This window comes from Vibrio sp. Isolate25 (assembly GCF_022398025.1).
In the GTDB taxonomy this organism is placed as follows: Bacteria; Pseudomonadota; Gammaproteobacteria; order Enterobacterales; family Vibrionaceae; genus Vibrio; species Vibrio coralliilyticus_A.
In genome coordinates this window covers 69,895-95,899 of record NZ_JAKEUT010000004.1, presented here as the reverse complement: position 1 = coordinate 95,899, position 26,005 = coordinate 69,895, and the positions used below count along the sequence as shown (strand labels likewise).

Genomic DNA, 26,005 nt, shown 5'->3' with positions numbered 1-26,005 from the left:
GAATGGCAGAATCAACTTCATCTAAACCTGTAAGCAACAAACGAAGTACCATACTTTGGACCCTGCTCTTAGTATTCGTTATTGTTGTGGTCGGTGGCGTTCTGACATGGCAGCTCGCCTATCCCGATCATACGTCGGTCGGCGTTTTATCGACAATATTGGTGGCCATTGTTCTGGGCTATATTTGTTACTGGCTGCTCTCCAGAAGAAAGAACAAACCACAAACCTCAGATCAAGAAAAAGCGCTCATCAACAAGCGCTGTAAGCTTTTAGCACAAAACTTTAAGTTAATGCTCAATGTTCAAAAGCGTAAAAAGAGACTCACTAGTCGCTATGATCAACCGACATACTTATTCCTCAGTGAGGACCCACGTAAAGATAAGAGCATCATCACTCAGATGGGCTATGAAGCTTATAAAGTGGACGATTTCGGGAACGATATAGAATTCCCAATTCTATTTTGGTTAAGTGAACATTCCATTCTAATTTCAGTGAGTTTAGGGGAAGACCAAAACCCAGCCTATATCAAAACATTATGTCAAAGCTTGAATAAGTGGCGCCCTCGTCAGGCTCTGAATGGACTCATTCTGACTACAGATGTCAAACAGCTACTAAGCACAACGGAAGCATTGACTCAAAAAGCGGATCAGATCAAGTCTGAAATCAAAGGTTTTAATCGCGCTTTTGGCTTAAACCTTCCCATATATAACATTGTCACTCAAATGGGCCAGATCAACGATTTCTGTCAGTTTTTCTCTGCCTTTGATGAAACAAAACGCAACGAAGTCTTTGGCGCCACCTCCCCAATTCAAAAACATGGTGGCATCGATGGAGACTGGTTTAATAAAGAATATGACAGTCTAATTAGTCAATTGATCGCCAATATGAGCACGGCTCTGGCTTCGCAGCTTAACCAAGACTATCGTAATGCTATTTGCGCCGCTCCTTATCAATTTGGGCTACTCAAGCAAAGCTTATGGCAGTTCCTACATCGCCTGTATCGCGGTGATCAGCTCCAAGATGGTTTAAACTTTCGCGGATTCTACTTTACGCATAGTGGCACCGTTCAAAGTCAGCACGATGTCTTGGCCAATGTTGTCAACCAGTCTTTAGGTAACGAGCAGTTCCAACAACACCAACAGATACCTGTACAACAGACTTTGTTTGCGCAGCATTTGATGACTCATACCATCATTAATGAGCATGAGCTGGTGGGAGTAAACCGCCGCAAAGAGAATATGCTTCTTACTATGCAAACCGCCTACACCTTGTTTTGGCTTGGTTTGTTTGCAAGCGTTCTCTTGATCATTAAGCTGGATTTTGACTATCAAAACCAGAGGGAAGCAAGAGCTGATAATATGCTTGAGCGCTATAAAGAAGCCATTGCCGCTCAACCTTATGACATCGAAAACATGTCGGATAACATCCCGAATCTGTATTCGCTGAATAGAATTTACTCTCTCTATTTAGAGCCCAAGCCTTGGTACAGCCTGCCGTTCATGCCAAGCTCTAGCATAATGAATGACGTGCAGAAAGCTTACTTTAGTGAGCTACAACGTGTGTTAATTCCTTCAATGGAGAATACCCTAGAAAAAGACCTTTTTGTCTATGTGAATCTTGAAGATCAAGCGAAAACTTTGTCCTTACTAAATAACTACCGACTGTTATTTAACGCGGAGCGAACAAATATTGCGGAGCTTAAAAACTATTTCATCAACACATTGGAAGAACAAGGCGAGGCTGATAGTGTTAATTTAGCTCAACTGAGAGTCTTACTTGATGATGTCTTCGCTCAGGACTTAGTCCCACTCAAGCCAAACTTTGATTTAGAAAGCTTAGCTAAGAAAGTGATCAATCAAACCGGTATTGAGACATTACTTTATGAGCATATCCTAAACTCTCCAACTTATTCGAAGCGTATCGATGTACGACAAGAACTGGGTAGCAACTTTGATCAATTGCTATCTTTTTCACCAAACTATGTCGGCTATTTAGTCCCCTATTTATTTACACCTTCTGGTTTTAACGATCTAGATTTGTCTGTTGACTCGCCAGTATTGAAAGAAGCACTCAAAGCTTATGAAGGCGTTGCAGGTACGTCTCCAAGTGCACTAGAAATGTATCGCATCAGTCGTGACCTTAAACAAATGTACCAGAACGACTACATTAATTACTGGCGTGATTTTTCCTCACATATTCAAGTCAAGAGCCTAGCAAATGCAGATCAACTTAAACAAACCTTATCTGTCCTGACCACAGCCTCGAACAACCCTTTGGCGCAGTTATATAACACGGTAAGTAAGTACACTTCTGTGGAGCTCGTTCAACCTGAAACTACCAGTGAAGGAGAGCAGCCACCCGAACAAGATGTCGATAAGAAAGAATCAGCACGACAGATCTTTATTGCCTTTTCCCAATACCACAAGCAGGTAACGGCAGATGAACAGGGCAACAAACCTATTGACTCTTTGCTGGGGCAATTTACCGAAGCTGAGACTTGGCTAGGGAAGTTCTACGAGGCAGAAGAACCACAAAAAGTGGCCTATCAAGCGCTAACCGCTGAAATAAAAACCAGTAACCCAATTACTTTGCTGGCTCAGCAAGAGTCGTCACAACCCAATATTTCAAAACAAATACTGACTCAGGTGACGCAACAAGCCAATGACTTAGTAATGGGCTTGGCGCATGCCTACCTCAACAGCACGTGGACGTCAGAAGTCTACCAACCTTATGAAACAACCATTGCAGCCTATTACCCATTTAACAAAAGTGCGAGTTTAGATGCGAGTACCGCAGACGTAGCCGCATTCTTTAAAACAAACGGGACCTTAGATCAGTTTTATCAAAGCAAGCTGAAGAGTTTCTCTACTGAAGAGCGCTCTCCCTATCTTTATGGTTTGCTGCCAAACACTGGCTTAGCGTTAGACCCTGCCGTTTGGCAAATGATTGAGAAAGCTAGTGATATTCGAAATGCTTTGTTCTTAGCGGACCCGCAAAACATGTCTTTGCAGTTCCAGCTAAAAGCCAAAGAAATGAGCTCCGATGTTACAGAGTTCGTTATTCGTGGAGAAAAGCCTCTGTTTACATACCAGCATGGGCCACGTCTATGGAGTAAGCAGAGTTGGAATGCTGCAGCAATTGAGCAAGATACGTTAGGCTTCCAGATTATGGCTCAGGCTAATTCTATCGCCAACGAGAAGTTTGAAGGTAACTGGGCTTGGTTTAAGCTTATTGAGCCAAGAGTCGCCTCATCGACATCTCAGCAAACCGAAGTTGCCATTAAATATGGTGACAGCCAAGTACAACTGAGCATTAAAACTCAAGGGCAAAATAATCCATTTGTACCGAACTTCTTCTCGGCTTTTTCGCTACCTTCGAGTATATAAATTGTGGCGATGAACCATGAAGCAGAAAGCAAAATTGCGGCTTGCTTTAGAGTACTGGGTGTCACCCAGTACTCATTGCTTCGCAGTGGAACCTTCCTTGCTACTCACCCTCACTTTGGTTCAACCATTATCAAATTTGCTTGGTCGCTTCATGCGAAGCAACAACTCAAGACCGAGGCCGAGTTTCTCCACCATCACTCTTCGCCATACTGGCCTAAGTATCTCGATTACGGCTCAAGCTTAGGGGGTGACTGGCTTATATTAGAGTTTGTGGAATCTTTATCGGCAGACTTTTCTTTATTGGATCTACCTTTAAAAAAAGAAATTACGCACAATGCCGAACAAGCACTTAAAGCACTTCATGCCGCAGGCTTTGTTCATGGTGATATAAAGCCATCCAATCTACTCGTCACTCCCTGCTACCGAACACTTTTGGTAGATTTTGGCAGTATTCTCCCCATAAATTCATACTATGAAATACAGACTAACCCTTCCCTATCACCTATGTTCTCTCCTTTAAATTCTCTCCTTCGCTGTGGAGAAATCTCATCGCAAAATGACTTCTTTTCACTCGCTATCACGCTTCAGACGATGTGGGAAAAGCATCCATTTTCAGAGCTAACTTTGCTCGATTTCGCTAAAACAGAAAAGCGTCCACTACTAAACCACCTCTCTAGCAGTTACCAAATATTGGTTGATCAACAACTTAAACGCGCTAAGCAACACGTGATGCACTCAGGTGCTGAGTAATACCATTTCAGGAAAAGAGCTGTGAACTTTATGAACAAAATCGACAGAATAAACAGTATTGTTTTTATCAACGCATTAGCGACAACTATTTAACACCTCATTAACCTTAAACGCATCTATTGGTGAAAACTCTTCCTCACCAATGGAAAAATGATAACGATAAGTGCTATCTCAATGAAGATGCACCTAAACATAAGGAACGTGAATCATGTTTAAGGTACTCAAGCCGACTCTGGCAGCTTCAATCATCGCTGTGTCTTTTTCTTTCAACACTTTTGCAGCTGATCTTGAAAAAATACACTTCTTAATCCCTGGCGGTGCTGGCGGTGGTTGGGATATGACGGCTCGTGGAACAGGTGATGTTCTCGTTAAGTCAGATATCGTCGATAACGTCTCATTCCAAAACCTATCAGGCGGTGGTGGCGGTAAAGCCATTGCTCACCTGATCGAAACCGCTCAGCGTCAGGAAGATACCTTGATGGTGAACTCTACTCCAATCGTTGTGCGCTCCCTGACAGGCATTTTCCCTCAGTCATTCCGTGACCTGACACCGGTCGCAGCCACCATTGCAGACTATGGCGCAATCGTGACTTCTGTCGATTCCAAGTACAACACTTGGGAAGACGTGGTTAAAGACTTTGAATCTAACCCTCGCAAAGTCAAAATTGCTGGCGGCTCAGCTCGTGGCAGTATGGACCATCTAGTTGTAGCGGCAGCGTTCAAGGGTGAAGGTTTCGATGCACGTAAAGTGCGCTACATCGCTTACGATGCAGGCGGTAAAGCCATGGCCGCTCTACTCTCTGGCGAAACACAACTGCTTTCCACCGGCCTAGGTGAAGTACTGGAGATGTCGAAATCCGGTCAGGTCAAAATTCTTGCCGTAACAGCTCCAAAGCGCCTAGATGCCGCCCCAGAAATTCCAACTTTAACTGAATATGGAAATGACACTGTCTTCGCTAACTGGCGCGGCTTCTTCGCAGCCCCTGGCACCAGCCAAGAAAAACTCGATGAATGGAACACAGCGCTGCAGAAAATGTATAACACCGACGAGTGGCAGGTCGTTCGAGATCGCAATGGCTGGATTGATAACTACAAGGCAGATAAAGATTTTTACGCTTTCCTTGAAGATCAAGAAAAGCAAATGGGCGACCTGATGCGCGAGCTGGGCTTCCTCAAGTAATCCTGTTGAGGGCAAACTTGCACTTGCCCTCTTTCCTTTTTGCCGTACCCGAGATAACGACACAATCTCCTATGTTTAGAAATAAACAGCTAAGCCTCTTTGACTAGCAGCAAATGGCTTATTGGTTAGTGATACATGCTCATTAATCCCTCTTGTACGGCTTTTTTCTTCCCTCAATGTGAATGCAAATGGAGTTGGATATGTCGGACTTGCCAACGAATTCTTTCAACAAAGGTCAGCTTTTCTCAAAAGAGAATTTGCTTTGTCGCGATCGCGTCGGTGCCATGATCTTTCTTATCGTATGCCTTTGTTATGGTTATCAAACCTCACAAATCCCTCTTTTTCCTGGTGACGAATATGAACCCTTCACGGCTCGCACCTTACCCACACTTCTGACCTTTATCGGTATCGGTCTTTCTCTGATGTTACTTGTGACAGGCCAAGCGGATAAGCAAAGTGGCGCGGTAATGGATTTTAACTGGAAATTACTGGCCGCATTCCTTGCTTTGATGGCGCTATATGGCTTAGGCCTAACCTACATTGGCTTTGTGCTTGCGACTGGCTTATTCCTTCTGGCCGGATTCTATCTGCTCGGTGAGCGCCGTAAAAAAGTACTACTTGGTGCCTCTTTCCCTTTTGTCATCGCGTTTTACCTATTGCTCACTCAAGGACTGGATATTTATCTGGAACCGGGCGTCATTTTCACCATGTGGTCGTAAACAGTAAGGAATAACAAATGTTAGATGGAATCTTACAAGGTCTTTCGACCGCAGTTATGCCGATGAACATCATGATGGTGATCGTCGGATGTTTCGTTGGTACCTTCATCGGTATGCTTCCGGGACTTGGTCCCATATCTGCTATTGCTCTGATGATCCCGATCACCTATGGGCTAGACCCTTCTTCTGGTCTAATTCTAATGGCGGGTGTCTATTATGGTGCAGTGTTCGGAGGCTCTACTTCTTCAATTCTTATCAATGCCCCAGGGTGTTCATCAACAGTTGTGACGGCATTTGATGGTTATCCAATGGCACAGAAAGGCCAAGCTGGTAAAGCGTTGGCACTGGCTGCCTACTCGTCATTCACAGGTGGTACCCTATCTGCGATTATGCTGCTTGTAGCGGCTCCTGCCCTGGCAAGTGTGTCACTTAGCTTTCAGTCGTCTGACTACTTCGCACTGATGTTATTGGGCCTATCAGCCGTTGCGGCCTTTGCTGGTAAAGGTCAGGTCATCAAAGCTTGGATGATGACCATACTAGGCCTGATGCTTTCAACAGTGGGGATTGACAAAGGCGTCGGCGTTGAGCGTTTCACTTTTGGTCTCACAGATTTAATGGATGGCTTCAGTTTCTTACTATTGGCTATGGCGACATTTGCGCTAGGTGAAACTCTGATGGGCATACTCAAACCAGAGAAAGACACTCGCAGTGAAGAGCAAAGTCAAATGAGCGACATTGGCAGCATGAAAGTCACCAAGGAGGAGGTCAAGGAAGTCGCGCCAGTATCGATCCGCTCTTCTATCTTAGGCTTTTTTACTGGCGTGTTGCCTGGCGCTGGTGCGACTATCGCAGCCTTCCTGAGCTATGGTATGGAGCGTAACCTAGCACCTAAAGATAAAAAAGAAGAATTCGGTAAAGGCAGTATCCGCGGGTTGGTTGCCCCAGAATCGGCTAACAACGCAGCCTCCAGTGGTTCGTTTGTCCCGCTTTTGACGCTAGGGATCCCAGGCTCTGGGACAACCGCCATCATGTTAGGTGCACTGATTGCTTATGGCATCCAACCTGGCCCACGTCTGTTTGTCGAACATCCTGACGTCTTCTGGTCAGTCATCATCTCCATGTATTTCGGCAACATTGTTTTGGTTATCCTCAACTTGCCACTGATTCCTTACATTTCCAAGCTGTTAGCAGTTCCTAGGACAGTGCTGTTACCGATGATTCTGTTCTTCTCTATCACTGGTGTTTACCTAGTGTCATTCAACACAATGGACGTCTTTATCATGTTGTTGATTGCCATAGGTGCGATAGCACTGAGACTAGCTAACTTCCCACTCGCCCCCCTTCTTCTCGGGTTCATTCTCGGAGGATTAATGGAGGAGAACCTTCGCCGAGCATTAATGATAAGCGATGGAGAGCTTAGCTTCCTTTGGGAAAGGCCAATTACAATGGCATTTACAGTACTAGCAATAATGGTTTTAAGCAGCCCTATCCTTATTGGTTTATTTAAAAGGTTCAAGCCAGAACCAGTCAAAATAGAGCAATAAACATAACTAGACTAAGAAGGCAATAGTGCCTTCTTTTTCATTAGCGCAATTTGCAAACCCAACCATTTAGAGTTTAAACTCTATTTTTTAACGAATAGAGTAAATACTATGTCGCTGCGCCCTATCGCATTGATCATCGCTTGCCTTAGCTGTCAGCCAATAGCCGCTCATTCTGCTGCTATCAGCTTTTCAGAAGCTTGGCAGTTGTTGCAGAGTGAAAACAATTCTCTTGCAGCACAAAGGGCCAATGTCGACCGATATCAGCATCTCGAAAACGCAACCGACAACCTTCATCTTCCTTCCGTGACCGTCGGTGCAAATTATACCCGGCTAGATACCGACGTAACGCTATCTGGTAACCAATTGATAGAAAGTACTCATGGAACGCTTCCCAGCGTTGGTAGCCTTGCCCTACCGACTTCCTTACTATCAAGCCTGAGTCAACTCTTTAGCGATCTTGGTAATACTACATCCACCATCAGCGAACGAGATATTTTCACTTCTTCGATAAGAGCCATTTGGCCTGTTTTTACCGGTGGCCGAATTAATGCAGCACAATCGGCAGCCCGAGGTAAAACCGAAGAAGCACAAAGCCAGTTGGCAATGGAGACACAAGCCCGGTACGAAGACCTAAGTAAATACTATTTCAGCGTATTACTGGCAAAAGAGGTGGTTCAAACACGCCAGCTTGTTGAAAGTGGACTTAAAAAGCACCGGGATAATGCCCTTAAGCTGGAGCAACAAGGCCAGATTGCGCGTGTTGAGCGCCTCCAAGCTGAATCAGCCTTAGATCAAGCCAGGATAGAGCGAAAGAAAGCGCAGAAAAACCTCGATATTGCCCAAACTGCATTAACCCAAATACTGAGCCAAAATGCCACAGTCGAGCCAAGGGATCACTTATTCATCAATGAAACTCTTCCTCCGATTGAGGCATTTATTGATCAAACATTAAACACCTACCCTGGGCTTTCCTTACTTGATGCCAAAGAGAAGCAAGCACGCAGTCTTATCAAAGCAGAGCAAGGCAAGTACTACCCTGAAGTGTATCTATACGGTGACTACAGTTTGCATGAAGACGACTCTCTTGCCAGTCAGATGAAACCAGACTGGCTAGTCGGTGTAGGTGTGAGCATTCCACTGATAGAATCAAGCGGCCGCTCTGAACAGGTCAAAGCCGCACACAGTGCCGTTTCACAAGTCCAGTACCTCAAAGCTCAGGCGAAACAAGATTTGACCGTGTTAGTGCAAAAAACCTACTTGGAAGCCCAGCAAGCACAAGAAGAAGTATTGGGCTTGAGTTCAAGCATTGAACTTGCGAAAGAAAACATAAAACTGCGAGAGAAAGGGTTCTCTCAGGGTCTCTCAACATCGACAGATGTGGTCGATGCTCAACTTTATCTGGCCAACGTACAAACCCAAAAGTCTGCTGCAAGCTTTAACTATCTGTTATCACTATCAAAACTTTTAGCACTATCGAGCGAAATGGCCACATTTCAACAATACCAGCAGGACTCGATTAACACGTCAACTCTCTAGGACACTAAGATGAAAAAAGCCAAACCGATTATCCTAACTGCCGCTGCTTTAGCCATATCATCTTGGGTTGGATACCAATTCTATACGGCTTATTTGCCTAAGCCGGTTCGACTGCAAGGGCAAATCGAGTCACAGCAGTATAGTATTTCTTCTAAAGTCCCCGGACGAATTGATCAGGTATTGGTCCGCAAAGGCGACAAGGTGCAAAAAGGCGAATTAATCTTCACTCTGCATAGTCCAGAAATTGAAGCAAAACTTGAGCAAGCTATAGCAGGAGAAAAGGCAGCTGGTGCCATCGCCCAAGAAGCAGAAAAAGGGGCGCGCACCCAGCAAATTCAAGCTGCTAAAGACCAATGGCAAAAAGCCAAAGCAGCGTCTCAGCTTATGGAGAAAACCTACCTTCGAGTCAACAACCTCTATAAAGATGGCGTGGTTGCAGAGCAAAAGCGGGATGAAGCAAAAACCCAATGGGATGCTGCGAAATACACGGAAAGTGCAGCATATCAAATGTACCAAATGGCGCGTGAAGGGGCGCGTGATGAGACAAAAATCGCCGCTGCAGAAAAAGCCCGTATGGCAGCAGGCGCTGTGGCTGAAGTAGAAGCTTATGCAAAAGACACTCAAATCGAAAGCTGGTTTGATGGCGAAGTGTCACAAGTCTTACTTCAAAGTGGAGAGCTTGCCCCGCAAGGCTTCCCTGTAGTGACCGTTATTGATACAGCGGATTCTTGGGCTGTACTGAATGTCAGAGAAGATCAACTCAAGCATTTTTCTAAAGGCCAGACATTCAATGCTTACCTTCCCGCGCTTGGTAAGTCATTGGAATTTGAAGTCACTCATATCGCGGTAATGGGAGACTTCGCAACTTGGCGTTCAACCGACTCGTCACAGGGTTTTGATCTTCGAACCTTTGAAGTTGAAGCGAGACCTTTGACGCATGATCACGCCCTTCGAATGGGGATGAGCTTGGCAGTCGAGCTTTAACATGAACGATCTGTTTTCCACTCAGTGGGCCATCATCAGGCGCGATAAATGGTTGTTGTCCTGTCTTACATGGATACCTATTGCTCTCGTCATCTCAATTTGGGCAATTTTTTCACAAGGACTGGCACGAGACTTACCTATTGGCATTGTCGACTTATCTCATAGTCAACTTTCCCGCCAACTGAGTCACTATTACGATGCGACATCAACTTTAAAAGTGACTCGGAACTTTGCCGATATTGCCGAGGCCAAAAATGCACTCGTGACCAGCAAGGTTTTCGCCTATGTCGTTATTCCGACGGATTTTGATAAGAGTATTTATCAGGGTATACCTCCGCAGGTGAGTGCGTTTTATAACAGCCAGACAATATTGATTGGAAAACTTATCAGCTCAGCCTTGGTGCAAGCACAGTCAACATTCAATGCCCAAATCGACACTAAGAAAGCGTTATTAGAAGGAGGACACTCAATAGATCAAGCGCTGGGATCAGCACTGCCAGTGAAAACCCAAATTACACCTTTATTCAACAAAAACGCCAATTACGCGCAGTTTTTGGTCTCTGCAATTGTGCCTGCCTTGTGGCAAATCATCATTGTGGTTTCGACCATTTTAATACTGGCCGCAAATCATAGAAATAGAGGCTTAGTACGTTGGTTGGGAAATAACAGCACCACAGAGTGCTTAAAAACTCTGCTTCCTTACTTCCCCATATTTATAGTACAAGGCTTGGCCTTCCTATACTGGTTTTACATGGGCTTCAAATGGCCAATGAGCGGTAGTTATGCTGTGTTGATATTCGCACAAATCATCACTGTTTTCGCTTGTGTTGTTATGGGCAGCTTCTTCTTCTTTTTAACTCTCGACCCAGCTCGCGCCATGAGTTTTGCTGGCGCTTTCACTGCCCCCAGCTTTGCCTTCATGGGCATTACTTTTCCAGTGACAGACATGAACCACCTCGCACAAGCTTGGCGCAGCTTGTTACCTATTAGCCATTATATCGAGGTTCAGGTAAGCCAAGTCAGTTATGGCCAAAGTGTTTATGATGCCTTACCTCACCTGCTACCCATGTTAGGCTACTTACTCCCAGCCTTAATGTGTGCTTTGCTAATTCGAAAACATTTATTCAACACAAGACAAAGCCAAGTGGAGGCGCAATGAGAATCATAGATGTACTTTCTGCCGAAGTTAAAGCTTTGTTAAGTAACCCTATCGTGACACTTACTGTGTTTGGTGGTGTATTGTTCTATTCGTTTCTGTACCCTCTTCCCTACAACCACCAAACGCCAAGGGAACAACCCATCAGTATTGTCAACCTTGATCGTAGCCAGACTAGTTACAAGCTTGAGAGAATGGTGGATGCAACGCCACAGGTCAAAGTCGTACAACGTGATTACGCTATCGAGTCTGCTCAACAAGCCTTTATCGATGGTAAAATCAGCGGCTTTCTTGTGATTCCTGAGCATTTTTATAAAGACCTATTAATGGGTGCTAGCCCGACTCTCTCTTTCGCAGGGGATGCCTCCTATTTTCTTGTCTACGGAACCGTCGTTGAAGGTCTTGCACAAGCTGGGGGAACCTTAGCCGCCCAAACAAAAGTTACTCGATTACTCTTGGATGGGACTCCAATGGCTTTAGCCAGTGAACAATATAGCGCAACCAAACTGAACCTTAAGCCGACCTTCAACCCACGTATGGGCTACATTGACTATGTTGTTCCAGCAGTGTTTGTTTTGATTTTACAGCAGACAATGGCGATGGCTTCAGGCCTAATGACTGGTAGCCAAAAAAGCGGAAAAGGCTATTGGAGTGCCACCCAGCCGAGCACACTACTCTTGGTCCGCTTTAGTGTTCTGGTAGGCATTTACTATATTCTGAGCATGTTTTATTTTGGTGCCAGTTTCTCGATGCATGGCATCAGTCAACTTGCAACTAGTGCTCAACTCCTCTCCCTGCTATTGCCGTTTTTACTCGCTTCCTGCGCAATCGGTATCTGCTTGGGAGCAATAACGCCAAGACGAGAACTTGTCACCCTTGTCGTTCTCATCAGCTCAATGCCGTTGATCTTCAGTGCAGGGTTTATCTGGCCACTAAACAGTATTCCCTCCCCAGTCCTCTGGCTCTCACAACTTTTTCCAAGTACACCAGCTATTCAGGGCTTTCTTGCCTTAAATCAAATGGGAGCAAGTTGGGATCAAATATCTTCTCAATGGGGGCTGTTGTGGTTACAAAGCGGCTTATGGATCAGCTTAGCTCTCTACAGCTATCGAAAATACTGTCAATAAAGCGATTACCAGCACTTATCATCTAACGGTAAATAAAATAGATCACCTAAGGCGAAAATTGGCTGAATAGCCAGAATTGGTGTAAAAGTTAACTTAGTTATTGCGATTAATTTGCGGACAGTTCGACATTTTTATGCGGAAATATATATTAATATCAAATAAGTTGACTGAATAGAATAATTAAAATGAATCAAAGCGTATCAACTCTAACACTAGAACTTAAATCACTGCTTGCTTACATTTTAATTCCACTTTGCATTGTTTTTCCTGTTTCACAATACGTTGCGTATTATGGAATTACGGATAGCTTGAAAACCATCGCCTTAAATTTTCAAGATAGAATTGAAGATGTCATCACTGAGCTCCAAGAAAAAAATGCTAAAGCAATGAAGCATCCTGAGAGTTGTGACGCTATTCGTGAAGATCTCCTGTTTGAGAGTTCCTTAAGAGAACTCATCATCATTCAAGACGGCATCGCTATTTGCTCCTCAAAGCGTGGGGAAGTTTATACCGACTTAAACTATGCCTTTAAAAATGGTACGGCTAAATCTGGCGCCTTTCTTTTCGATATTAACCAAGACCCGAAACAAAGAACGATGGTCGTGGTGAATAGAGAGCCGAATATCGTAAATAGTGGTGCCTTTGCTATCGTTGACAATAACTACCTTCTTACAAGGCTAACTAACATTGAAAATGATAAGCTGAGTTTTATTACGGCTAAGTTTGGTCAAAAAGTCTACCCTGCAGAAAAAGATTTTACATCGGATACTCTTCATTACATTACTACCTCTCCAAAGTATGGTTTTTCTTTAATGACTGAAGCGAGCTCCGAATTTATTCATCGACGTGTTGTTTATTCTGCATTAAGCAGCATTCCAATTTCTTTTCTCATTTCAATGGCTTTATATATTGTTCTTTCGCGTCTAAAAAGCCGTGACAGCCTCGTCGATGACCTCAAAAAAGGCTTAAAAAGAAAAGAGTTATTCCTCGTTTATCAACCTATTGTTGACGCTGACGACAGTCAGAAACTGAGTGGTTTTGAGGCACTTATTCGCTGGCAACACCCTAAACTAGGTTTGGTTCGCCCAGACTTATTTATACCACTGGCTGAGCAAGAAAATATCATAGATGCTATTACTGATTATGTATTGGAAGTGGCATTAGAGGATTTCAGTTCAGAACCTGCATTCCGTCATGTTCATCTAGGTATTAATGTTCCTCCCTCCTATCTACATCAGCCACAAAATATATCAACTCTATGTCACTATGCTATCCGCTTTAGACAGGTTGGGATTCGCCTTGTAGTTGAGGTCACCGAAAGACAGATACTTGATGACAAAGGGCGAGATGCGCTTGCCGAGCTGAGAAAGAGCGGCGTTCTCATCTCGATTGATGACTTTGGTACCGGTCACACAGCTCTCTCAGTCATCCAGAACACTCAGTTTGATTATTTGAAAATTGATAAATGCTTTGTTGATACTATTGGTTTAGAAACCGTTAATGCCACTGTGCTAAATACGATTATTGAACTTGGCCATCGCCTGGGTGTAAAAATAATTGCAGAAGGTGTCGAAGAGCCCGAGCAAGTCAAATATTTAGCCGAAATGAAGGTATCTTATCTGCAAGGTTACTACTTTTCTAAACCCTTGAAGTTAGAGACACTTAAACAATCTTGGCTGTAGTAACAGGAACAGTCTAAAACCCTCGTCTTTTCCAGAATTCACCTTCATCTCGGCTGTAAACATCAAAGGTCTTATCCGCAACCACTTTGCCATTTAATTCAATGGTCATACGCCATTTACCAATGTTGGAATCATAACCATTGATAGGGTCTAAAAGCTGAATGGTATCCCCAAGATAAAAATCCCAGTCATTACTCCCGACATGCATGTCACCGGTAAACGGATCTAATATCTGGCCTTTTTTACCCAGCCCCCCCGGATGGTCAATGCAATATTCAATCACCTGACCTTTGGCTTTTTTGATATTCACAATAAAACCAAACTCTATATCCTGATCGGCAGGAATTTTAGTTGTGAAGTCTTGAATTTTAGGTAAGTGCTTAGATTTTGAATCCCACTGGCTATAGACGCCGTAAGAGGTCATTTCTATTACAGCGGTTCTCTTCGCCATTCTTGCCACCGTTTTTTCATCTCTAGGATAGTGCTTGCAGGAACACCGTGAATATTGCCATAGTCTTGCTTACATTCGATGATTTCAAACACCGCGCCATACTGTTGCGCCATTTTGTAGTAGGGTATGATCTCCCATCTCATGACAAAAGTATTAGATACCACCACGCTTTGCTTCTGAAGCAAGCTTTCACACGTCATTGTTTTGCACCAATCATGCGCCTTCGAGATATCTTCTGGTCTGAAAATGTAATCACCTTGAGCATCAATGAAGTACATATCCGCTTCATAATGATTCACACCCAGTGTCCGAGCTAGAGTACTTTTCCCGGAACCAGGCAAACCACGAATAATGGTCAGCTTTAGCGTCATTGAAATGAATAGTTCGACTAATGAGGCACAAATTTTACCGCAAATAAGCATAACAATGCTATCGACATCTCATTAGGTTTGAGTTAAGTTTGGATGTATAGACGTCCAAAAAGCTTAGGGAGAAAGCTGTGCCGATTAAGATCCCCGACCAATTACCTGCTAGTGATGTATTACGTCAGGAAAATATCTTCATAATGCCCGAATCTCGAGCGTCTACGCAGGAAATTCGTCCCCTAAAAGTATTGATCCTCAACCTAATGCCGAAGAAGATAGAAACTGAGACTCAGTTTCTTCGCTTACTTTCTAATAGCCCGCTTCAAGTAGACATTGAGCTGCTACGTATCGATGATAGGCCAAGCAAGAACACACCCACGGAGCACTTGGATAACTTCTATCGTCAGTTTGAGATGGTCAAAGGGCGTAATTTCGATGGTCTGATCATTACAGGAGCCCCATTAGGACTGGTTCAATTCGAAGACGTAATCTATTGGGAGCACTTACAAGCCATCATGAGTTGGGCGAAAGAGCACGTAACCTCGACATTATACGTGTGTTGGGCTGCTCAAGCAGGTTTGAAACTGCTTTATGACCTACCCAAGCGCACTCGGAAAGAGAAACTTTCTGGTGTCTACCACCATCAGATACATCAACCGTACCATCCTGTATTGCGTGGCTTTGATGATACTTTCTTAGCTCCCCACTCACGATACGCAGACTTCTCACCCGAGTATCTCGCTGAGCATACCGATTTGGATGTGCTGGCGACTTCTGATATCGCAGGAGTGTATTTAGCCGCGACGAAAGACAAGCGAAATGTCTTCGTGACGGGTCATCCTGAATATGATGCATTTACGCTTCACAATGAGTATATCCGTGATCTCGGCGAAGGAATGGAACCCGCTATTCCTGTGAACTACTATCCGAACAACAATCCAGATAACAAACCCATCGCAAGCTGGCGCAGTCACGGTCATTTGCTATTTTCGAACTGGCTCAACTACTGCGTATACCAACAAACTCCTTACGACTTAGATCAATTTAGTGAAGCCAATTTCACAAAGGATGATTAAGGCCTAAAGCGTGGATTAGTTGTTTGATTTCGTTGATAACTTTAGGGGTATTTTGCCAAAGGATAAAATGCCCCTCACCCTTAACTTCCACCAACCTCTTATCTTTTCCAGATAGGCGCTCAATAGCAAAAGTCGAATTCTCAGGCGCTGCGATATTATCTTCATCACCGTGAATCAAAGTCACGGGCACTGAATCCAATGGACTCCAATCCTTAGCACTGAGCTTTTCAAGCTCTCCAGCAAGAGGCAACATTTCTCCATTTGACTTCCTCCAGATGTCAGTAAGAAAAAGACTAACCAGCCACGTATCCGCCAGCTTGTTGTACCACTTAGGTGCTTCATGTGTTGGGTCAAATGCTGGCGCAATCAATACCATTCCGTGAACCAAATTCGGAAACATCAGTGCGAGATTTAGTGCAATAGGCCCACCTAAAGAATGACCAACCAGAATATTAACTTTGTCTTCAGCAAGAAAAGGTTTAATGGATAGGGATTGTCCGTCTAAATTGGCAATAAGCTGGTTAGGAGACTGACCGTACCCCAAACGATCAATCGAAACCAATTCAGCATTGGCTAATAACCAAGTGTCTTTCAAGTAAGCTTCATAGCCTTCTTTATTCCCGGGGGAGCCATGAATAAAAATCAGCCTATAGTGACTAGCATGGTTACCCTGCTTAACATACGCCACACCACTGTCCGCATACTGAGTGCTCATGTCTAACTCAGATGCGATAGATGATTTAATAGACAGCCCGACTAAAAAGCTCAAGGCCGCTGCACCGATGACTTGTTTTTTCACACTCTGTTCCCTTTATTTTCAGCCGTTCTTGCTAAATCGGCCGCATGATTACGCCTATTTTGATGTGACCGGACAAACAACGTAATACATTCAAAAGAAGGTCCTTCTCTTTGCCATACTATGCGCTTTCTATTTCTTTTCGCCAGCCTATTACTATCAGCTTGTGTCACCGTCAAAAACCCTTTATCGACCTCAGCGAAAAACCATCAAGCGGATGCTCGAATCGCATTGGGGATAAGTTATTTACAACGTGGGGAGCGGGTCAAAGCACGAGAGAATCTACATAAGGCTCTTGTACATTCACCGAGCTATTTCCGCGCTCAACTGGCTATGGCTCATTATTTGGATCATGTGTCTGAGTACGAACGAGCGAATGAGATGTACCAGAAAGCCATTCGTAGCCAACCTAGTAATGGGCAGATACTGCATGACTACGGTAGTTTTCTTTGCAAACAATCCCGCTATAACGCAGCGCAGACTATGTTTGACAAGGCCATTCAACAGCCTGATTACCTCAATGTCGCAGCGAGCTACGAAAGTGCCGCTTTTTGTGCGCTTAAGGCTGAACAAACCATACAGGCAATGACATACTTCAAAAGAGCGATAGCACACGATCCCAAGCGAACACAATCAATACTAAACTTGGCCAAGCTTGAAATTGAGCATGGAAAATTGGCCATTGCCCGACAGCGTATCAACTCGTTTCACCAAGAATTTGGCGTACGAGATGTTTCGCTCCGCTTGCTCATGAAGTTAGAGCAGAGCCAAAAAACAATCAGCCCCAGACCATAGTATTGAAGCATACTTAGCGTTTCTTTCGGTGTGATAAAAGGGTACTACGCCGGCGTTTTACCCGAGAAGCTCGCTGGATTTTGAGGTACTCTCTATAAACGATAAATACAAAGCCCAAAAGCCCAACAATAAACAGGAAGGCAAAGAGAATAAGTAAACCATCGCAAAACCATTCAGGCTCACAAGGCATATAAATTTCGATATCCATATGCCCTCCTTTGGTTACTGTTTTGAGCTATACCAGCCTTGCCTTTCAGCTGGCGTTTGAAACGTCCATGCCATAAACCGGCTCACTTTGTGCCCTTGACTCATTTCAACTATTTGTACCTCTTTCGCACCAACTTTAGCGAGGTTCTTGCGCATCCAACGTACGTTCTCTTTTTTGGAAATCAAAGTAGAAAACCACAAGACTTGTTTCGCAAAGTCACGGCTTTCAAACGCAAGGTTCTTGATAAAGGCCGCTTCACCTCCAGGGCACCAAAGTTCCGCATTTTGGCCACCAAAGTTAAGTATAGGTGATGCTTTGTATTTCTCTTTTTCTCTGTATAAGCCACGTTGCTGCTTACTGCGGTTGAGGTTGTTAATTTTACGTTCCGTACCTTGTTGCGCTTCCTGTAAGGATCTGTGAAATGGCGGGTTACAAGTTGTTAACTCAAAATACTCATCGCTTTGAATGATACCTTTAAAGAAATACCGTCTTTGTGTTTGCAAACGGCACTCTATTAGTGGTTTGAGTTCAGCATTACTTTCAACAATCTGATTGGCGTTCTCAATAGACACCGGATCAATATCAGAGCCTACACACTGCCATCGGTACTGCGTTGCTGCGATGATAGGATAAATACAATTTGCCCCTACTCCGACATCCAGTGCCCTGACTTTTTCGTGGTTTATCTGCTTGTTATCTTTCACTAGCAACTCTGCTAAGCGGTGGATATAGTCGGCACGACCGGGAATTGGCGGACACAGATAACCCTCGGGAATATCCCAAAAGACAATGCCGTAATGATGAACCAGTAAGGCTTTGTTGAGTAATTTGACGGCAACAGGATCAGAGAAGTTAATGGACGCCTCACCTTTCGGATTTTTAACAACATGCCTTTTCAACTCTGGGGTCACTTTCACTAATTGAGAAAAATCGTAGCGACCTCGATGCAGATTACGCTGGTGTAACCCCGCTTTCCCTTTTAAAACCGTGACTTTCATTTCTCCTGACGGCTTGCCTTTGTATTTCGGGCTTGTTCGCTTGTTCTGCTCAATCATAAATCAGTTTACTTATTCGTTTTCTCTACCGTTTCGGTATATATCATAAATAATCGAGCATCGAGCTCAAGTTGGTGATAGTCAGGTTCCATATGGCAGCAAAGTTGGTAAAACGCTTTGTTATGGTCTTTTTCTTTCAGGTGTGCAAGCTCATGAACCACAAGCATTCTCAGCAAAGGTTCAGGGGCATTTCTAAACACACTGGCGATGCGGATTTCATTTTTGGATTTAATTTTACCGCCGTGCACTTTAGCGACGTAAGTATGTAGCCCTAACGCATTGTTGATAAGGTGAATCTTATTGTCGTATACCACCTTACTGATGGGCGATGTTTTTTTCATATAGCGATTTTTTATCGCCATTGTGTACTCAAAAAGCGCTTTCTCGCTTTTAATCTCGTGATTTTCCGGATAACGACGCTTAAACCATTTCTGCAACCGTCCTGTTTCCAACAATTCTGTCACTGGATTAATAATATGTTCTGGATAACCTTGGATGTAACGAAGAACTGGATTCATAGCGTAAATATCAGTGCAAAGATCAAGGTGTGCCAGTCTACCCGAATCACACTTGCCATTCACTGTCTTTTCATTACACTCTGCTGCAAAGCAAGATTAGGAATTTACGATGAAAAGACTTGTCCTATATGTGAAGGATAAATGCCCGCACTGTAAAGATGCCCAGCGATACTTAGATGAAAAAGGGTACGCCTACAGGTTAACTAACGCCAAAATGCAACGCGGTCGCAAAGAGCTTGATGCGATCGGCGCTCGTTCTTTGCCCGTACTCAAAATTGGTGATCGCTATATGATTGGCTGGAACCCGAAAAATTTCGAAAAGATGTACAACTCAAAGTGATCAATCATGCTTCGCGCATCGCTTTTTCTTCCAAAGTTTTAAGCGTTGCGTGAAATACTTCATCCAGTTTGTCTGAACTGATAGGCTTGGTAATGACATCTGCACAGCCTGCAGAGATCATTCGCTCTCTTGTTTGTTCAAATGCGTCAGCAGTACAACCAATGATCACTGGAGGGGACGTTAAGCCTAGTTCAACAATCGCTTTGGTTGCCTTCAACCCATCCATCACTGGCATATGGTTATCCATTAAGACACAATCGAAATGTTGATTTTGCACTCTTTCCACAGCCAATTCACCATTCTCAACCACTTCATATTCAAACCCTTTGTTTTTAAGGAATTTACCTAAAACCAAGGCGTTGACTCTCGTGTCTTCCGCAATAAGAACACTCAGGCCTGATCCGTCGAACTCTGGGAGCTGTTCCTGCTTCTCATGAGTCTGACGAACTTGTACAGTTTTCAATTCAATAGGAACGATCACCGTAAACTGGCTACCCTCTTCGATGGTACTGTTTAAGTCAATCGTCCCCTTCATTGCTTTGACCAAGTCACGTGTAATAGACAAACCTAAGCCCGTTCCACCAAATCGACGCGTGGTATCGTTTTCCGCTTGAGCAAAAGGGTCAAAAATCACTGATTGCTTTTCCGAACTTATCCCAATACCTGTATCAGCAACCACCATATGAAGCTCTGTTTTCTGACTTTGCTTCACCACATCTAAAGTTAGGCTAATCCCACCTTCCGAAGTGAACTTTAAGGCATTACTGAGCAAGTTTTGTAAGATTTGCAGTATGCGCGTTTCATCCGCGATTAGTGCTTTATCAGATGATTGAGGGTAGGTACATTTGAACTCTAGGTGTTTGTCAGCACACAGAGGTTCATAAAGCCGAGTCAGCCTTGTCGCCACGTCCTGTAGAGAAAACTCTGTTTTTTCAAGTTCGAGTTTTCCCGCTTCAATTTTTGAGAAATCAAGAATATCATTCAGCACATTTAACATGTGTTTCCCAGAGCTCACTAAAGTGTCCACGTACTCTTGCTGCTCTTGGCTAAGGTTTGTGTTTTTAAGTAGATCTCCGACACCAAGAATACCATTCATCGGCGTTCTTAGTTCATGGCTCATCGCGGCTAAAAATTGAGATTTAGCTATGTTCGCCGCTTCCGCTTCTACAGCTTTTATTTTTAGAGACTCTTCAAGCTCAACACGCTGGGTAATATCGCGCTCGACAGCCATAAAGCCCTCAATCTGCCCATCTGTGGAATATAAAGGAGTCAGTGCAATTTCAATCCAGTATGACTCTCCGTCTTTGTTATAATTCAGCAGCTCAAAGAAACCCGGTTCTCTGCGGTCGATGAAATCACGCATTTTCTTTGTGGTTTGTCTATCTGTATCCGCTCCTTGAAGCAGTTGGCTAGGCTTTTTACCCACTAGTTCAGATAACGAATAACCTGTCAGCTGTTCAAAAGCTCCATTAACCCATGTCACTTTGGCATTTAGGTCAGTGAACACCACGGCATCACGCATATGCTTAACCACGCGTGCTAATCGAGCCGATTCTGCCTCTCGTATTTTCAAAGATTCTGACTGCTTATATAAACGTTGCTCTGACTCTGCCAATTTTAGGAATGGCGAGACCAGAACTCTACGCCCAAAGATAAACATAACAATCAGCGTCATCCCAGTGGCAGTGAGCATGCCAATAAATAAGCTTTCCATTAAATTGGATCTAGCGTTCACCACCAACTGTGGTGATACCGAATACATTAAGGTCAACTCAGTTCCTTCGATAGGAAAGGTATCAACCTTCCAATTATTGGGTGGACTCATCTCCCAATTCAGTCGATTTTGAGCAATACCAAACCAATGCAAACTATCTGTGCCTAAGCTCTCGAAAAACTGGCTCTCATCCAGTGGTGTGACATAGGTACCTAGGCCTTCTGCGTAATCGTTATATAAGATTGGAGAAGTAAGCAGAAGATAGTCTCTTCCACCATATTTAAACAGTGAGTATGACTGTTCATCCATTAATGACTCATTTTCTACACCAGTTGTAATGAAGGTTAGTACCGTATCTGGAAGGGCTATTTCTTGATAAATCTCCCCTCCTGAAAAATCATATATATTGACGTAGGCGGTCGAGCCAGATGACTTAATTACATCAAGTTGATCTTTAAATGCGCTGCGATTATCCACCCCTTCTAATACCGCTCTTGTGACAACAGGGTGAGAAGTGACACGTCCAAGCCTTTGCTCATGCAGCTTCAGAAACTCGAGTACATATCTCTCAATGGCAACGAATTTTCCTTTTAGACTCTCGTTAATAAGGATTTGTGCCGTCTCTCTGGCTTGATGTTGAACAAAGGCAAAACTTGCAAGCATGAATACGCAGGCCCCAACGATGAGAAACAACGAAAACAAATGCATTCCATTCTTCTTATCAAACTTCAACATAGACCTGCGTTACCTGTACTTAAATGGATTTAGGCTTCAGTTTTACAGCGTTTTTATCATCGTAAGTCGCCATACATAAATCATCAGCACCTAATGCTTCATGGGCATCAAAATTTTCTTCAGAGAAGGGAGAAAATGGTGATTGATATTCTTTAATTAGCCCTTGCACAATGATATCGCTTGATTCCAAAGCATTTTTTAGCGCGATACGATTAGATTCCACATTGTCCGTTAACTCTATTCGACTGGCTGCTTCAATGAATATTTTTGCCAGATCGTAACCATGAACAAACCCGGCTGGAGCCTCAATATTGGTGTCTTCAAAGTACGCTGGAAATAGTTTTTTGGCGTCTCTAAACACATTTTGGCTAAAAGTATTTAACTCAGAGCTATAAAAGTTGAAACACGATTGGATGAAGTGAAGATTAGCTTTCTCGCGGATAGAGAAAGGGACATTTTGTGCAAACTTTCCTCCCGTAATTCCCCAATGACTGTATATCGGCATTTCTATATCAATATCTGCCACACTTTCCACAATCAATTTGCCTTCACGGCTATTCGCTACCAGTAATACGCAGTCCGCACCACTGGATTGGGCTTCACGAATCAAAATCCGCGCATCAACATTCTTAATCCCCCAATTAAACCAGCTTGTTTTAACCTGCTCGGTGAGGTCTTTAGGTAACACAGACATCATGGCTTTGTGATTGGATTTCCCCCACCCTGTATTTTCTAACACCAAGTGAGGTTGTTTACATTGCTGCTCTAATGCATAGTTAACCAATATTTTTCCAACCTTAGAGTCATCGACAGAAAGGCGAAATACATAGTTATCTTCCGCTGAAGGGTAACGGGTTATTGGCGTACCGGCTGCCCATGGTACTAGCGTCAGCATCTTGGATTTATTGATGTATTCTCGATATTTCATTAAAGGCGGCGAATGCATTCCAGCAAAATAAACCAATCCATTATTATCTTTTAGGAAACGATCCATATTTCTCTTACTACGCAGTACGTTTCCTCGGTGATCGGTCGTTACAAACTCAACCGGAATGCCCGAAATTTGATTTCCTTGTTGAGCGAAAGCCACCTTAACCCCATGCTCAATGGAAAGTGCCGACTCTAGATGCCCAGTTCTATCGGCATCCAAATACACTCTTAGCACATCGGGTTTAGTCGCATGAACCAAACCGCTGAATAGTAGCATCACTCCAATCAAAAATTTCCTAGCCATATAGATCACCAAGTTAGTCGTTATCCTTTATTTCTATAATTAGCCTAGGAAAGCATGACGTTTTTTCCAGTAATTTATTGACTTTAAAAAACAAAAATTGAGGGCACCCGCTGTTTAGGCCATTAACCAGAGAATATCACCTCTCTCATTACAGCGATTGGTGAATGATAGTCTTGTAGCATGCATGAGTTTGATCGAAGCAAAACTCTAGTTCGTTATGGATACTTTCTAGCTTGTCATTTTGATAGTGAGAAACGTAAAGAAGCTGGCTCAAGTTTTCCTTAGCAATCAGCTCGAGCGTATTTTTAACCAGTCTCCTGCCTAAGTAGTCAAGCCCCTGATAAGGTTCATCTAGGATTAGAATTGCTGGTTGTTTTATTATCGCTCTGGCAATCAATAACAGACGCTGCTGACCGTACTCAAGCTGCTTAAAAGAGGTTTTTTCGTACTCTGACATATGCAGTATTTCCAGCCACTCTTGAGCGACTTGGACTTCCTTTTTGGAAGGCGATTGATAGAGACCAATAGAGTCATAAAAGCCAGAAAGGATAACTTCTAGTGCGCTACAACTGACACGATATTGCAGATGTAATGCAGACGACACCATCCCAATGTGTTTTTTAATATCCCAAATAGATTCACCTGAACCACGTTTATTCCCTAAGATATGAATATCGTTAGAATAGCACTGCGGATGATCACCAAAAATCAATCCAAGTAACGTACTTTTCCCACAACCATTAGGGCCTTTGACCTGCCAGTGCTGACCTTTGTCAATTCTCCAATTTACACCAGAGAAAATTGTTTTCTCTGTGTATTCGACCTTACCCTCCTTAAGTTCAAATATCGGATTGTTAAATTCTGTGGTGTGCTGATGACGACGAATAAGAGACATCATCTGTTCACTCTGCTGTTTGGATTGGGCTTTGATTTGATTGATGACCGGGTGTTGATGCCAAGATTCGATGTCCATGACACTCTCGAGTTTTCCCTGATTAAACAACGCAACTTGCTCAATCCAGCTAGGCACATCTTCCTCTCGGTTAAATGTGATGATCATCTGAAGTGATTTCGACAGTGTCGCTAGATACTCCGCAAGCGCTGAACGGTGAGTGACATCGAGACCTGTAAATGGATTATCAAGAACAATCAAATCCGGCTTGGTTGCCAGCGCTCGTGCTAACATAACTCGCCGTGTTTCTCCTGTGGAGAGAACACGAAAACCACTATCACTGAGGTGTTTAAGATCTAACTCTTTAAGCAGTCGTTGAGTTAGCGCTTCATCTTTACACTGTTCATAGATCAGAGTCTGAACAGTGCTCCCCTTATCTATTCTGTCTAGAAAGTCGGTATCGTCTTTCGCGAGCTCATCTTCTAGCAACCGCTGTTGCTCGACAAGAGAGACCTGAGCGACTCGACCTTCAGATATAGCGAAACCTCCCTCGACTCCCTCCAACTCCCCACAAAGCAAATAGCCCAGAGTAGAACCAATATCGCCTTCTGTACTAAACACGCCCCATGATTGGTCTTGCTCAATATCCCATCGCGTAATTTCCAACTTCCTCGCGCCAATTTCAACCATCAGATCTTCAATTTTCAATTGCATTTCACTGCATTCCTTCCCTGAACTTTGTATCCAATCAAACTACTCTAATCGAAACAATGTTGCGACCAACTTAGGGGAAAGTGTGAGCTACATGAGCTACACATACTGCTTAACAAATTCAATGAATGTCCGATCGGCGATGGATAGATAACCATCTTTTCGCCATGCGAGAGATAAGCGTAAGTTGACGGGATCATCAAAAGGCACAGCAACCACATCTTTCTCATGCTCCGTGACCAGCTTAAGTAAAGCAGTAATAGCAAACTCATGCTTCACAATGCTTAATATCATTGGTAGCAAATTGGTTTCAAAAGAAAAATTCATCTTCTTTTCATACTGACGCGCTTTGCTTTCCACGAAGTCACGGTGGAAATACCCGGGCTTAAACATCACCAGTTCATGTTCAAAGAACTCGGTGAAACTAATACTTTTCTTTTCAGCAAATGGGTGTTCGGGGCCAACGACTGCAACCATTTCAACATTCAGCAAATGATCCGTTTCCAGATCATCAGGTACATTTTCATCATCAATGACACCAATATCGAGCTCTCCATTCAAGAGCATCTTTCTGATTGAACGAGCGCCCGCATCAATAAGGGTTAATTTGAGATTGGGATAATGTGTCTTGAATGCCATCAAAACCTGCGGAAAGAAATAGGATCCCATCATGCTTGGTGCTCCCAACCTGACTTCCCCTTTCTCTAAACCTCGCATTTCGTCGATGGCTAATTTGGCGTCATCGATTTGTTGCAGCACTCGCTTGGCATGTTCATACAGCACCTTGCCTTCATCAGTTAACGTTATTTGTCGTTCTTCTCTACGGAACAATTCAACACCAAGTTGCTGTTCAAATTTTTTTATTGAAATGCTTAATGCGGGTTGCGCAATATGCAGTGCTTTTGCAGCCATGGTGAAGTGGCCATGCTCTGCAACAGAGACGAAATGTTTCAGGTATCGAGAGTCCATGTTTCTTCATATATTTTATATATAGCATCCATATTTTTAATATATTTTATTAATCTTAATCTCGCTGATATTTTGATCACAT

General features: G+C 43.5%; 23 protein-coding genes. 13 read left to right on the top strand and 10 right to left on the bottom strand.

Annotated elements, in window-relative coordinates; translation table 11 throughout:
• The first annotated feature begins 2 nt into the window (after positions 1-2).
• The 10 genes from tssM to L1D15_RS11575 all read left to right on the top strand — a co-directional run bounded on the left by tssM (position 3) and on the right by L1D15_RS11575 (position 14,064).
• A complete protein-coding gene (tssM, locus tag L1D15_RS11620; protein ID WP_239875739.1) occupies positions 3-3,386 on the top strand; it encodes a type VI secretion system membrane subunit TssM in 3,384 nt (1,127 codons plus the stop codon).
• A 9-nt stretch (positions 3,387-3,395) separates the two neighbouring features.
• A complete protein-coding gene (locus L1D15_RS11615; RefSeq protein WP_239875870.1) occupies positions 3,396-4,136 on the top strand; it encodes a protein kinase in 741 nt (246 codons plus the stop codon).
• Between the two features lie 208 nt (positions 4,137-4,344).
• The gene (locus tag L1D15_RS11610; RefSeq protein WP_239875738.1) at positions 4,345-5,316 is read left to right on the top strand and encodes a tripartite tricarboxylate transporter substrate binding protein; all 972 of its coding nucleotides are present in this window, start codon (positions 4,345-4,347) and stop codon (positions 5,314-5,316) included.
• A gap of 200 nt (positions 5,317-5,516) precedes the next feature.
• Entirely contained in the window at positions 5,517-6,035 is a 519-nt protein-coding gene (locus tag L1D15_RS11605) for a tripartite tricarboxylate transporter TctB family protein (RefSeq protein ID WP_239875737.1), read from the top strand.
• 17 nt (positions 6,036-6,052) lie between these two features.
• Positions 6,053-7,579 (top strand): tripartite tricarboxylate transporter permease, encoded by a 1,527-nt coding sequence (locus L1D15_RS11600; RefSeq protein WP_239875735.1) that lies wholly within the window; start codon positions 6,053-6,055, stop codon positions 7,577-7,579.
• A 108-nt stretch (positions 7,580-7,687) separates the two neighbouring features.
• Entirely contained in the window at positions 7,688-9,115 is a 1,428-nt protein-coding gene (locus L1D15_RS11595; RefSeq protein WP_239875734.1) for a TolC family protein, read from the top strand.
• A 9-nt stretch (positions 9,116-9,124) separates the two neighbouring features.
• A complete protein-coding gene (locus L1D15_RS11590; RefSeq protein ID WP_239875733.1) occupies positions 9,125-10,099 on the top strand; it encodes an efflux RND transporter periplasmic adaptor subunit in 975 nt (324 codons plus the stop codon).
• 1 nt (position 10,100) lies between these two features.
• Positions 10,101-11,258: an ABC transporter permease gene (locus L1D15_RS11585; RefSeq protein ID WP_239875731.1), complete on the top strand. Its 1,158-nt coding sequence runs from the start codon at positions 10,101-10,103 to the stop codon at positions 11,256-11,258.
• The gene (locus L1D15_RS11580) at positions 11,255-12,382 is read left to right on the top strand and encodes an ABC transporter permease (protein ID WP_239836487.1); all 1,128 of its coding nucleotides are present in this window, start codon (positions 11,255-11,257) and stop codon (positions 12,380-12,382) included. The genes L1D15_RS11585 and L1D15_RS11580 overlap by 4 nt, the downstream gene beginning before the upstream one ends.
• 185 nt (positions 12,383-12,567) lie before the next feature.
• Positions 12,568-14,064 carry an EAL domain-containing protein gene (locus L1D15_RS11575; protein ID WP_239875730.1) on the top strand — a complete coding sequence of 499 codons (1,497 nt, stop codon included), beginning with the start codon at positions 12,568-12,570 and terminating at the stop codon, positions 14,062-14,064.
• Between the two features lie 13 nt (positions 14,065-14,077).
• Here the strand turns inward: L1D15_RS11575 and L1D15_RS11570 are convergent, their stop codons facing one another.
• Positions 14,078-14,515, bottom strand: a complete 438-nt coding sequence (locus L1D15_RS11570; protein WP_239875729.1) for a DUF3859 domain-containing protein — start codon at positions 14,513-14,515, stop codon at positions 14,078-14,080.
• Positions 14,494-14,886, bottom strand: a complete 393-nt coding sequence (locus L1D15_RS11565) for an ATP-binding protein (RefSeq protein WP_239875728.1) — start codon at positions 14,884-14,886, stop codon at positions 14,494-14,496. The genes L1D15_RS11570 and L1D15_RS11565 overlap by 22 nt, the downstream gene beginning before the upstream one ends.
• A 128-nt stretch (positions 14,887-15,014) precedes the next feature.
• Here L1D15_RS11565 and metA point away from each other — a divergent pair, with 128 nt between their 5' ends.
• On the top strand, positions 15,015-15,956 hold the full coding sequence (metA, locus tag L1D15_RS11560; RefSeq protein WP_239836491.1) for a homoserine O-succinyltransferase: 942 nt from the start codon (positions 15,015-15,017) through the stop codon (positions 15,954-15,956).
• Here metA and L1D15_RS11555 read toward each other — a convergent pair.
• On the bottom strand, positions 15,940-16,755 hold the full coding sequence (locus L1D15_RS11555; protein ID WP_239875726.1) for an alpha/beta hydrolase: 816 nt from the start codon (positions 16,753-16,755) through the stop codon (positions 15,940-15,942). The two genes, metA and L1D15_RS11555, sit on opposite strands and share 17 nt — an antisense overlap.
• Positions 16,756-16,875: 120 nt before the next feature.
• Between L1D15_RS11555 and pilW the strand changes: the two genes are divergently transcribed.
• Positions 16,876-17,547, top strand: a complete 672-nt coding sequence (pilW, locus tag L1D15_RS11550; protein ID WP_239875724.1) for a type IV pilus biogenesis/stability protein PilW — start codon at positions 16,876-16,878, stop codon at positions 17,545-17,547.
• A 13-nt stretch (positions 17,548-17,560) separates the two neighbouring features.
• On the opposite strand, the gene L1D15_RS11545 is transcribed toward pilW, so the two are convergent.
• From L1D15_RS11545 to L1D15_RS11535, 3 genes are all read right to left on the bottom strand, one after another.
• A complete protein-coding gene (locus L1D15_RS11545) occupies positions 17,561-17,755 on the bottom strand; it encodes a hypothetical protein (protein ID WP_239875722.1) in 195 nt (64 codons plus the stop codon).
• Between the two features lie 14 nt (positions 17,756-17,769).
• Entirely contained in the window at positions 17,770-18,753 is a 984-nt protein-coding gene (gene rlmF / locus L1D15_RS11540; RefSeq protein WP_239875869.1) for a 23S rRNA (adenine(1618)-N(6))-methyltransferase RlmF, read from the bottom strand.
• A 65-nt stretch (positions 18,754-18,818) separates the two neighbouring features.
• Entirely contained in the window at positions 18,819-19,328 is a 510-nt protein-coding gene (locus tag L1D15_RS11535; RefSeq protein ID WP_239875721.1) for a M48 family metallopeptidase, read from the bottom strand.
• Between the two features lie 109 nt (positions 19,329-19,437).
• Here L1D15_RS11535 and L1D15_RS11530 point away from each other — a divergent pair, with 109 nt between their 5' ends.
• Entirely contained in the window at positions 19,438-19,668 is a 231-nt protein-coding gene (locus L1D15_RS11530) for a glutaredoxin family protein (RefSeq protein ID WP_006962058.1), read from the top strand.
• Between the two features lie 4 nt (positions 19,669-19,672).
• On the opposite strand, the gene L1D15_RS11525 is transcribed toward L1D15_RS11530, so the two are convergent.
• From L1D15_RS11525 to L1D15_RS11510, 4 genes are all read right to left on the bottom strand, one after another.
• On the bottom strand, positions 19,673-22,117 hold the full coding sequence (locus L1D15_RS11525; RefSeq protein WP_239875719.1) for a PAS domain-containing hybrid sensor histidine kinase/response regulator: 2,445 nt from the start codon (positions 22,115-22,117) through the stop codon (positions 19,673-19,675).
• Positions 22,118-22,136: 19 nt separating this feature from the next.
• Positions 22,137-23,351 carry an ABC transporter substrate-binding protein gene (locus L1D15_RS11520; protein WP_239875717.1) on the bottom strand — a complete coding sequence of 405 codons (1,215 nt, stop codon included), beginning with the start codon at positions 23,349-23,351 and terminating at the stop codon, positions 22,137-22,139.
• A 148-nt stretch (positions 23,352-23,499) separates the two neighbouring features.
• On the bottom strand, positions 23,500-24,957 hold the full coding sequence (gene modF / locus L1D15_RS11515; RefSeq protein ID WP_239875716.1) for a molybdate ABC transporter ATP-binding protein ModF: 1,458 nt from the start codon (positions 24,955-24,957) through the stop codon (positions 23,500-23,502).
• Positions 24,958-25,053: 96 nt separating this feature from the next.
• Positions 25,054-25,923: a LysR family transcriptional regulator gene (locus L1D15_RS11510; protein WP_239875715.1), complete on the bottom strand. Its 870-nt coding sequence runs from the start codon at positions 25,921-25,923 to the stop codon at positions 25,054-25,056.
• Between the last annotated feature and the right edge of the window lie 82 nt (positions 25,924-26,005).

Excerpts from the sequence above, each read along its gene's own strand:
- tssM (WP_239875739.1), top strand. The coding sequence starts at position 3 with ATGGCAGAATCAACTTCATCTAAACCTGTAAGCAACAAACGAAGTACC.
- L1D15_RS11615 (WP_239875870.1), top strand. The coding sequence starts at position 3,396 with ATGAACCATGAAGCAGAAAGCAAAATTGCGGCTTGCTTTAGAGTACTG.
- L1D15_RS11610 (WP_239875738.1), top strand. The coding sequence starts at position 4,345 with ATGTTTAAGGTACTCAAGCCGACTCTGGCAGCTTCAATCATCGCTGTG.
- L1D15_RS11605 (WP_239875737.1), top strand. The coding sequence starts at position 5,517 with ATGTCGGACTTGCCAACGAATTCTTTCAACAAAGGTCAGCTTTTCTCA.
- L1D15_RS11600 (WP_239875735.1), top strand. The coding sequence starts at position 6,053 with ATGTTAGATGGAATCTTACAAGGTCTTTCGACCGCAGTTATGCCGATG.
- L1D15_RS11595 (WP_239875734.1), top strand. The coding sequence starts at position 7,688 with ATGTCGCTGCGCCCTATCGCATTGATCATCGCTTGCCTTAGCTGTCAG.
- L1D15_RS11590 (WP_239875733.1), top strand. The coding sequence starts at position 9,125 with ATGAAAAAAGCCAAACCGATTATCCTAACTGCCGCTGCTTTAGCCATA.
- L1D15_RS11585 (WP_239875731.1), top strand. The coding sequence starts at position 10,101 with ATGAACGATCTGTTTTCCACTCAGTGGGCCATCATCAGGCGCGATAAA.
- L1D15_RS11580 (WP_239836487.1), top strand. The coding sequence starts at position 11,255 with ATGAGAATCATAGATGTACTTTCTGCCGAAGTTAAAGCTTTGTTAAGT.
- L1D15_RS11575 (WP_239875730.1), top strand. The coding sequence starts at position 12,568 with ATGAATCAAAGCGTATCAACTCTAACACTAGAACTTAAATCACTGCTT.
- L1D15_RS11570 (WP_239875729.1), bottom strand. The coding sequence starts at position 14,515 with ATGGCGAAGAGAACCGCTGTAATAGAAATGACCTCTTACGGCGTCTAT.
- L1D15_RS11565 (WP_239875728.1), bottom strand. The coding sequence starts at position 14,886 with ATGACGCTAAAGCTGACCATTATTCGTGGTTTGCCTGGTTCCGGGAAA.
- pilW (WP_239875724.1), top strand. The coding sequence starts at position 16,876 with ATGCGCTTTCTATTTCTTTTCGCCAGCCTATTACTATCAGCTTGTGTC.
- L1D15_RS11545 (WP_239875722.1), bottom strand. The coding sequence starts at position 17,755 with ATGGATATCGAAATTTATATGCCTTGTGAGCCTGAATGGTTTTGCGAT.
- rlmF (WP_239875869.1), bottom strand. The coding sequence starts at position 18,753 with ATGAAAGTCACGGTTTTAAAAGGGAAAGCGGGGTTACACCAGCGTAAT.
- L1D15_RS11535 (WP_239875721.1), bottom strand. The coding sequence starts at position 19,328 with ATGAATCCAGTTCTTCGTTACATCCAAGGTTATCCAGAACATATTATT.
- L1D15_RS11530 (WP_006962058.1), top strand. The coding sequence starts at position 19,438 with ATGAAAAGACTTGTCCTATATGTGAAGGATAAATGCCCGCACTGTAAA.
- L1D15_RS11525 (WP_239875719.1), bottom strand. The coding sequence starts at position 22,117 with ATGTTGAAGTTTGATAAGAAGAATGGAATGCATTTGTTTTCGTTGTTT.
- L1D15_RS11520 (WP_239875717.1), bottom strand. The coding sequence starts at position 23,351 with ATGGCTAGGAAATTTTTGATTGGAGTGATGCTACTATTCAGCGGTTTG.
- modF (WP_239875716.1), bottom strand. The coding sequence starts at position 24,957 with ATGCAATTGAAAATTGAAGATCTGATGGTTGAAATTGGCGCGAGGAAG.
- L1D15_RS11510 (WP_239875715.1), bottom strand. The coding sequence starts at position 25,923 with ATGGACTCTCGATACCTGAAACATTTCGTCTCTGTTGCAGAGCATGGC.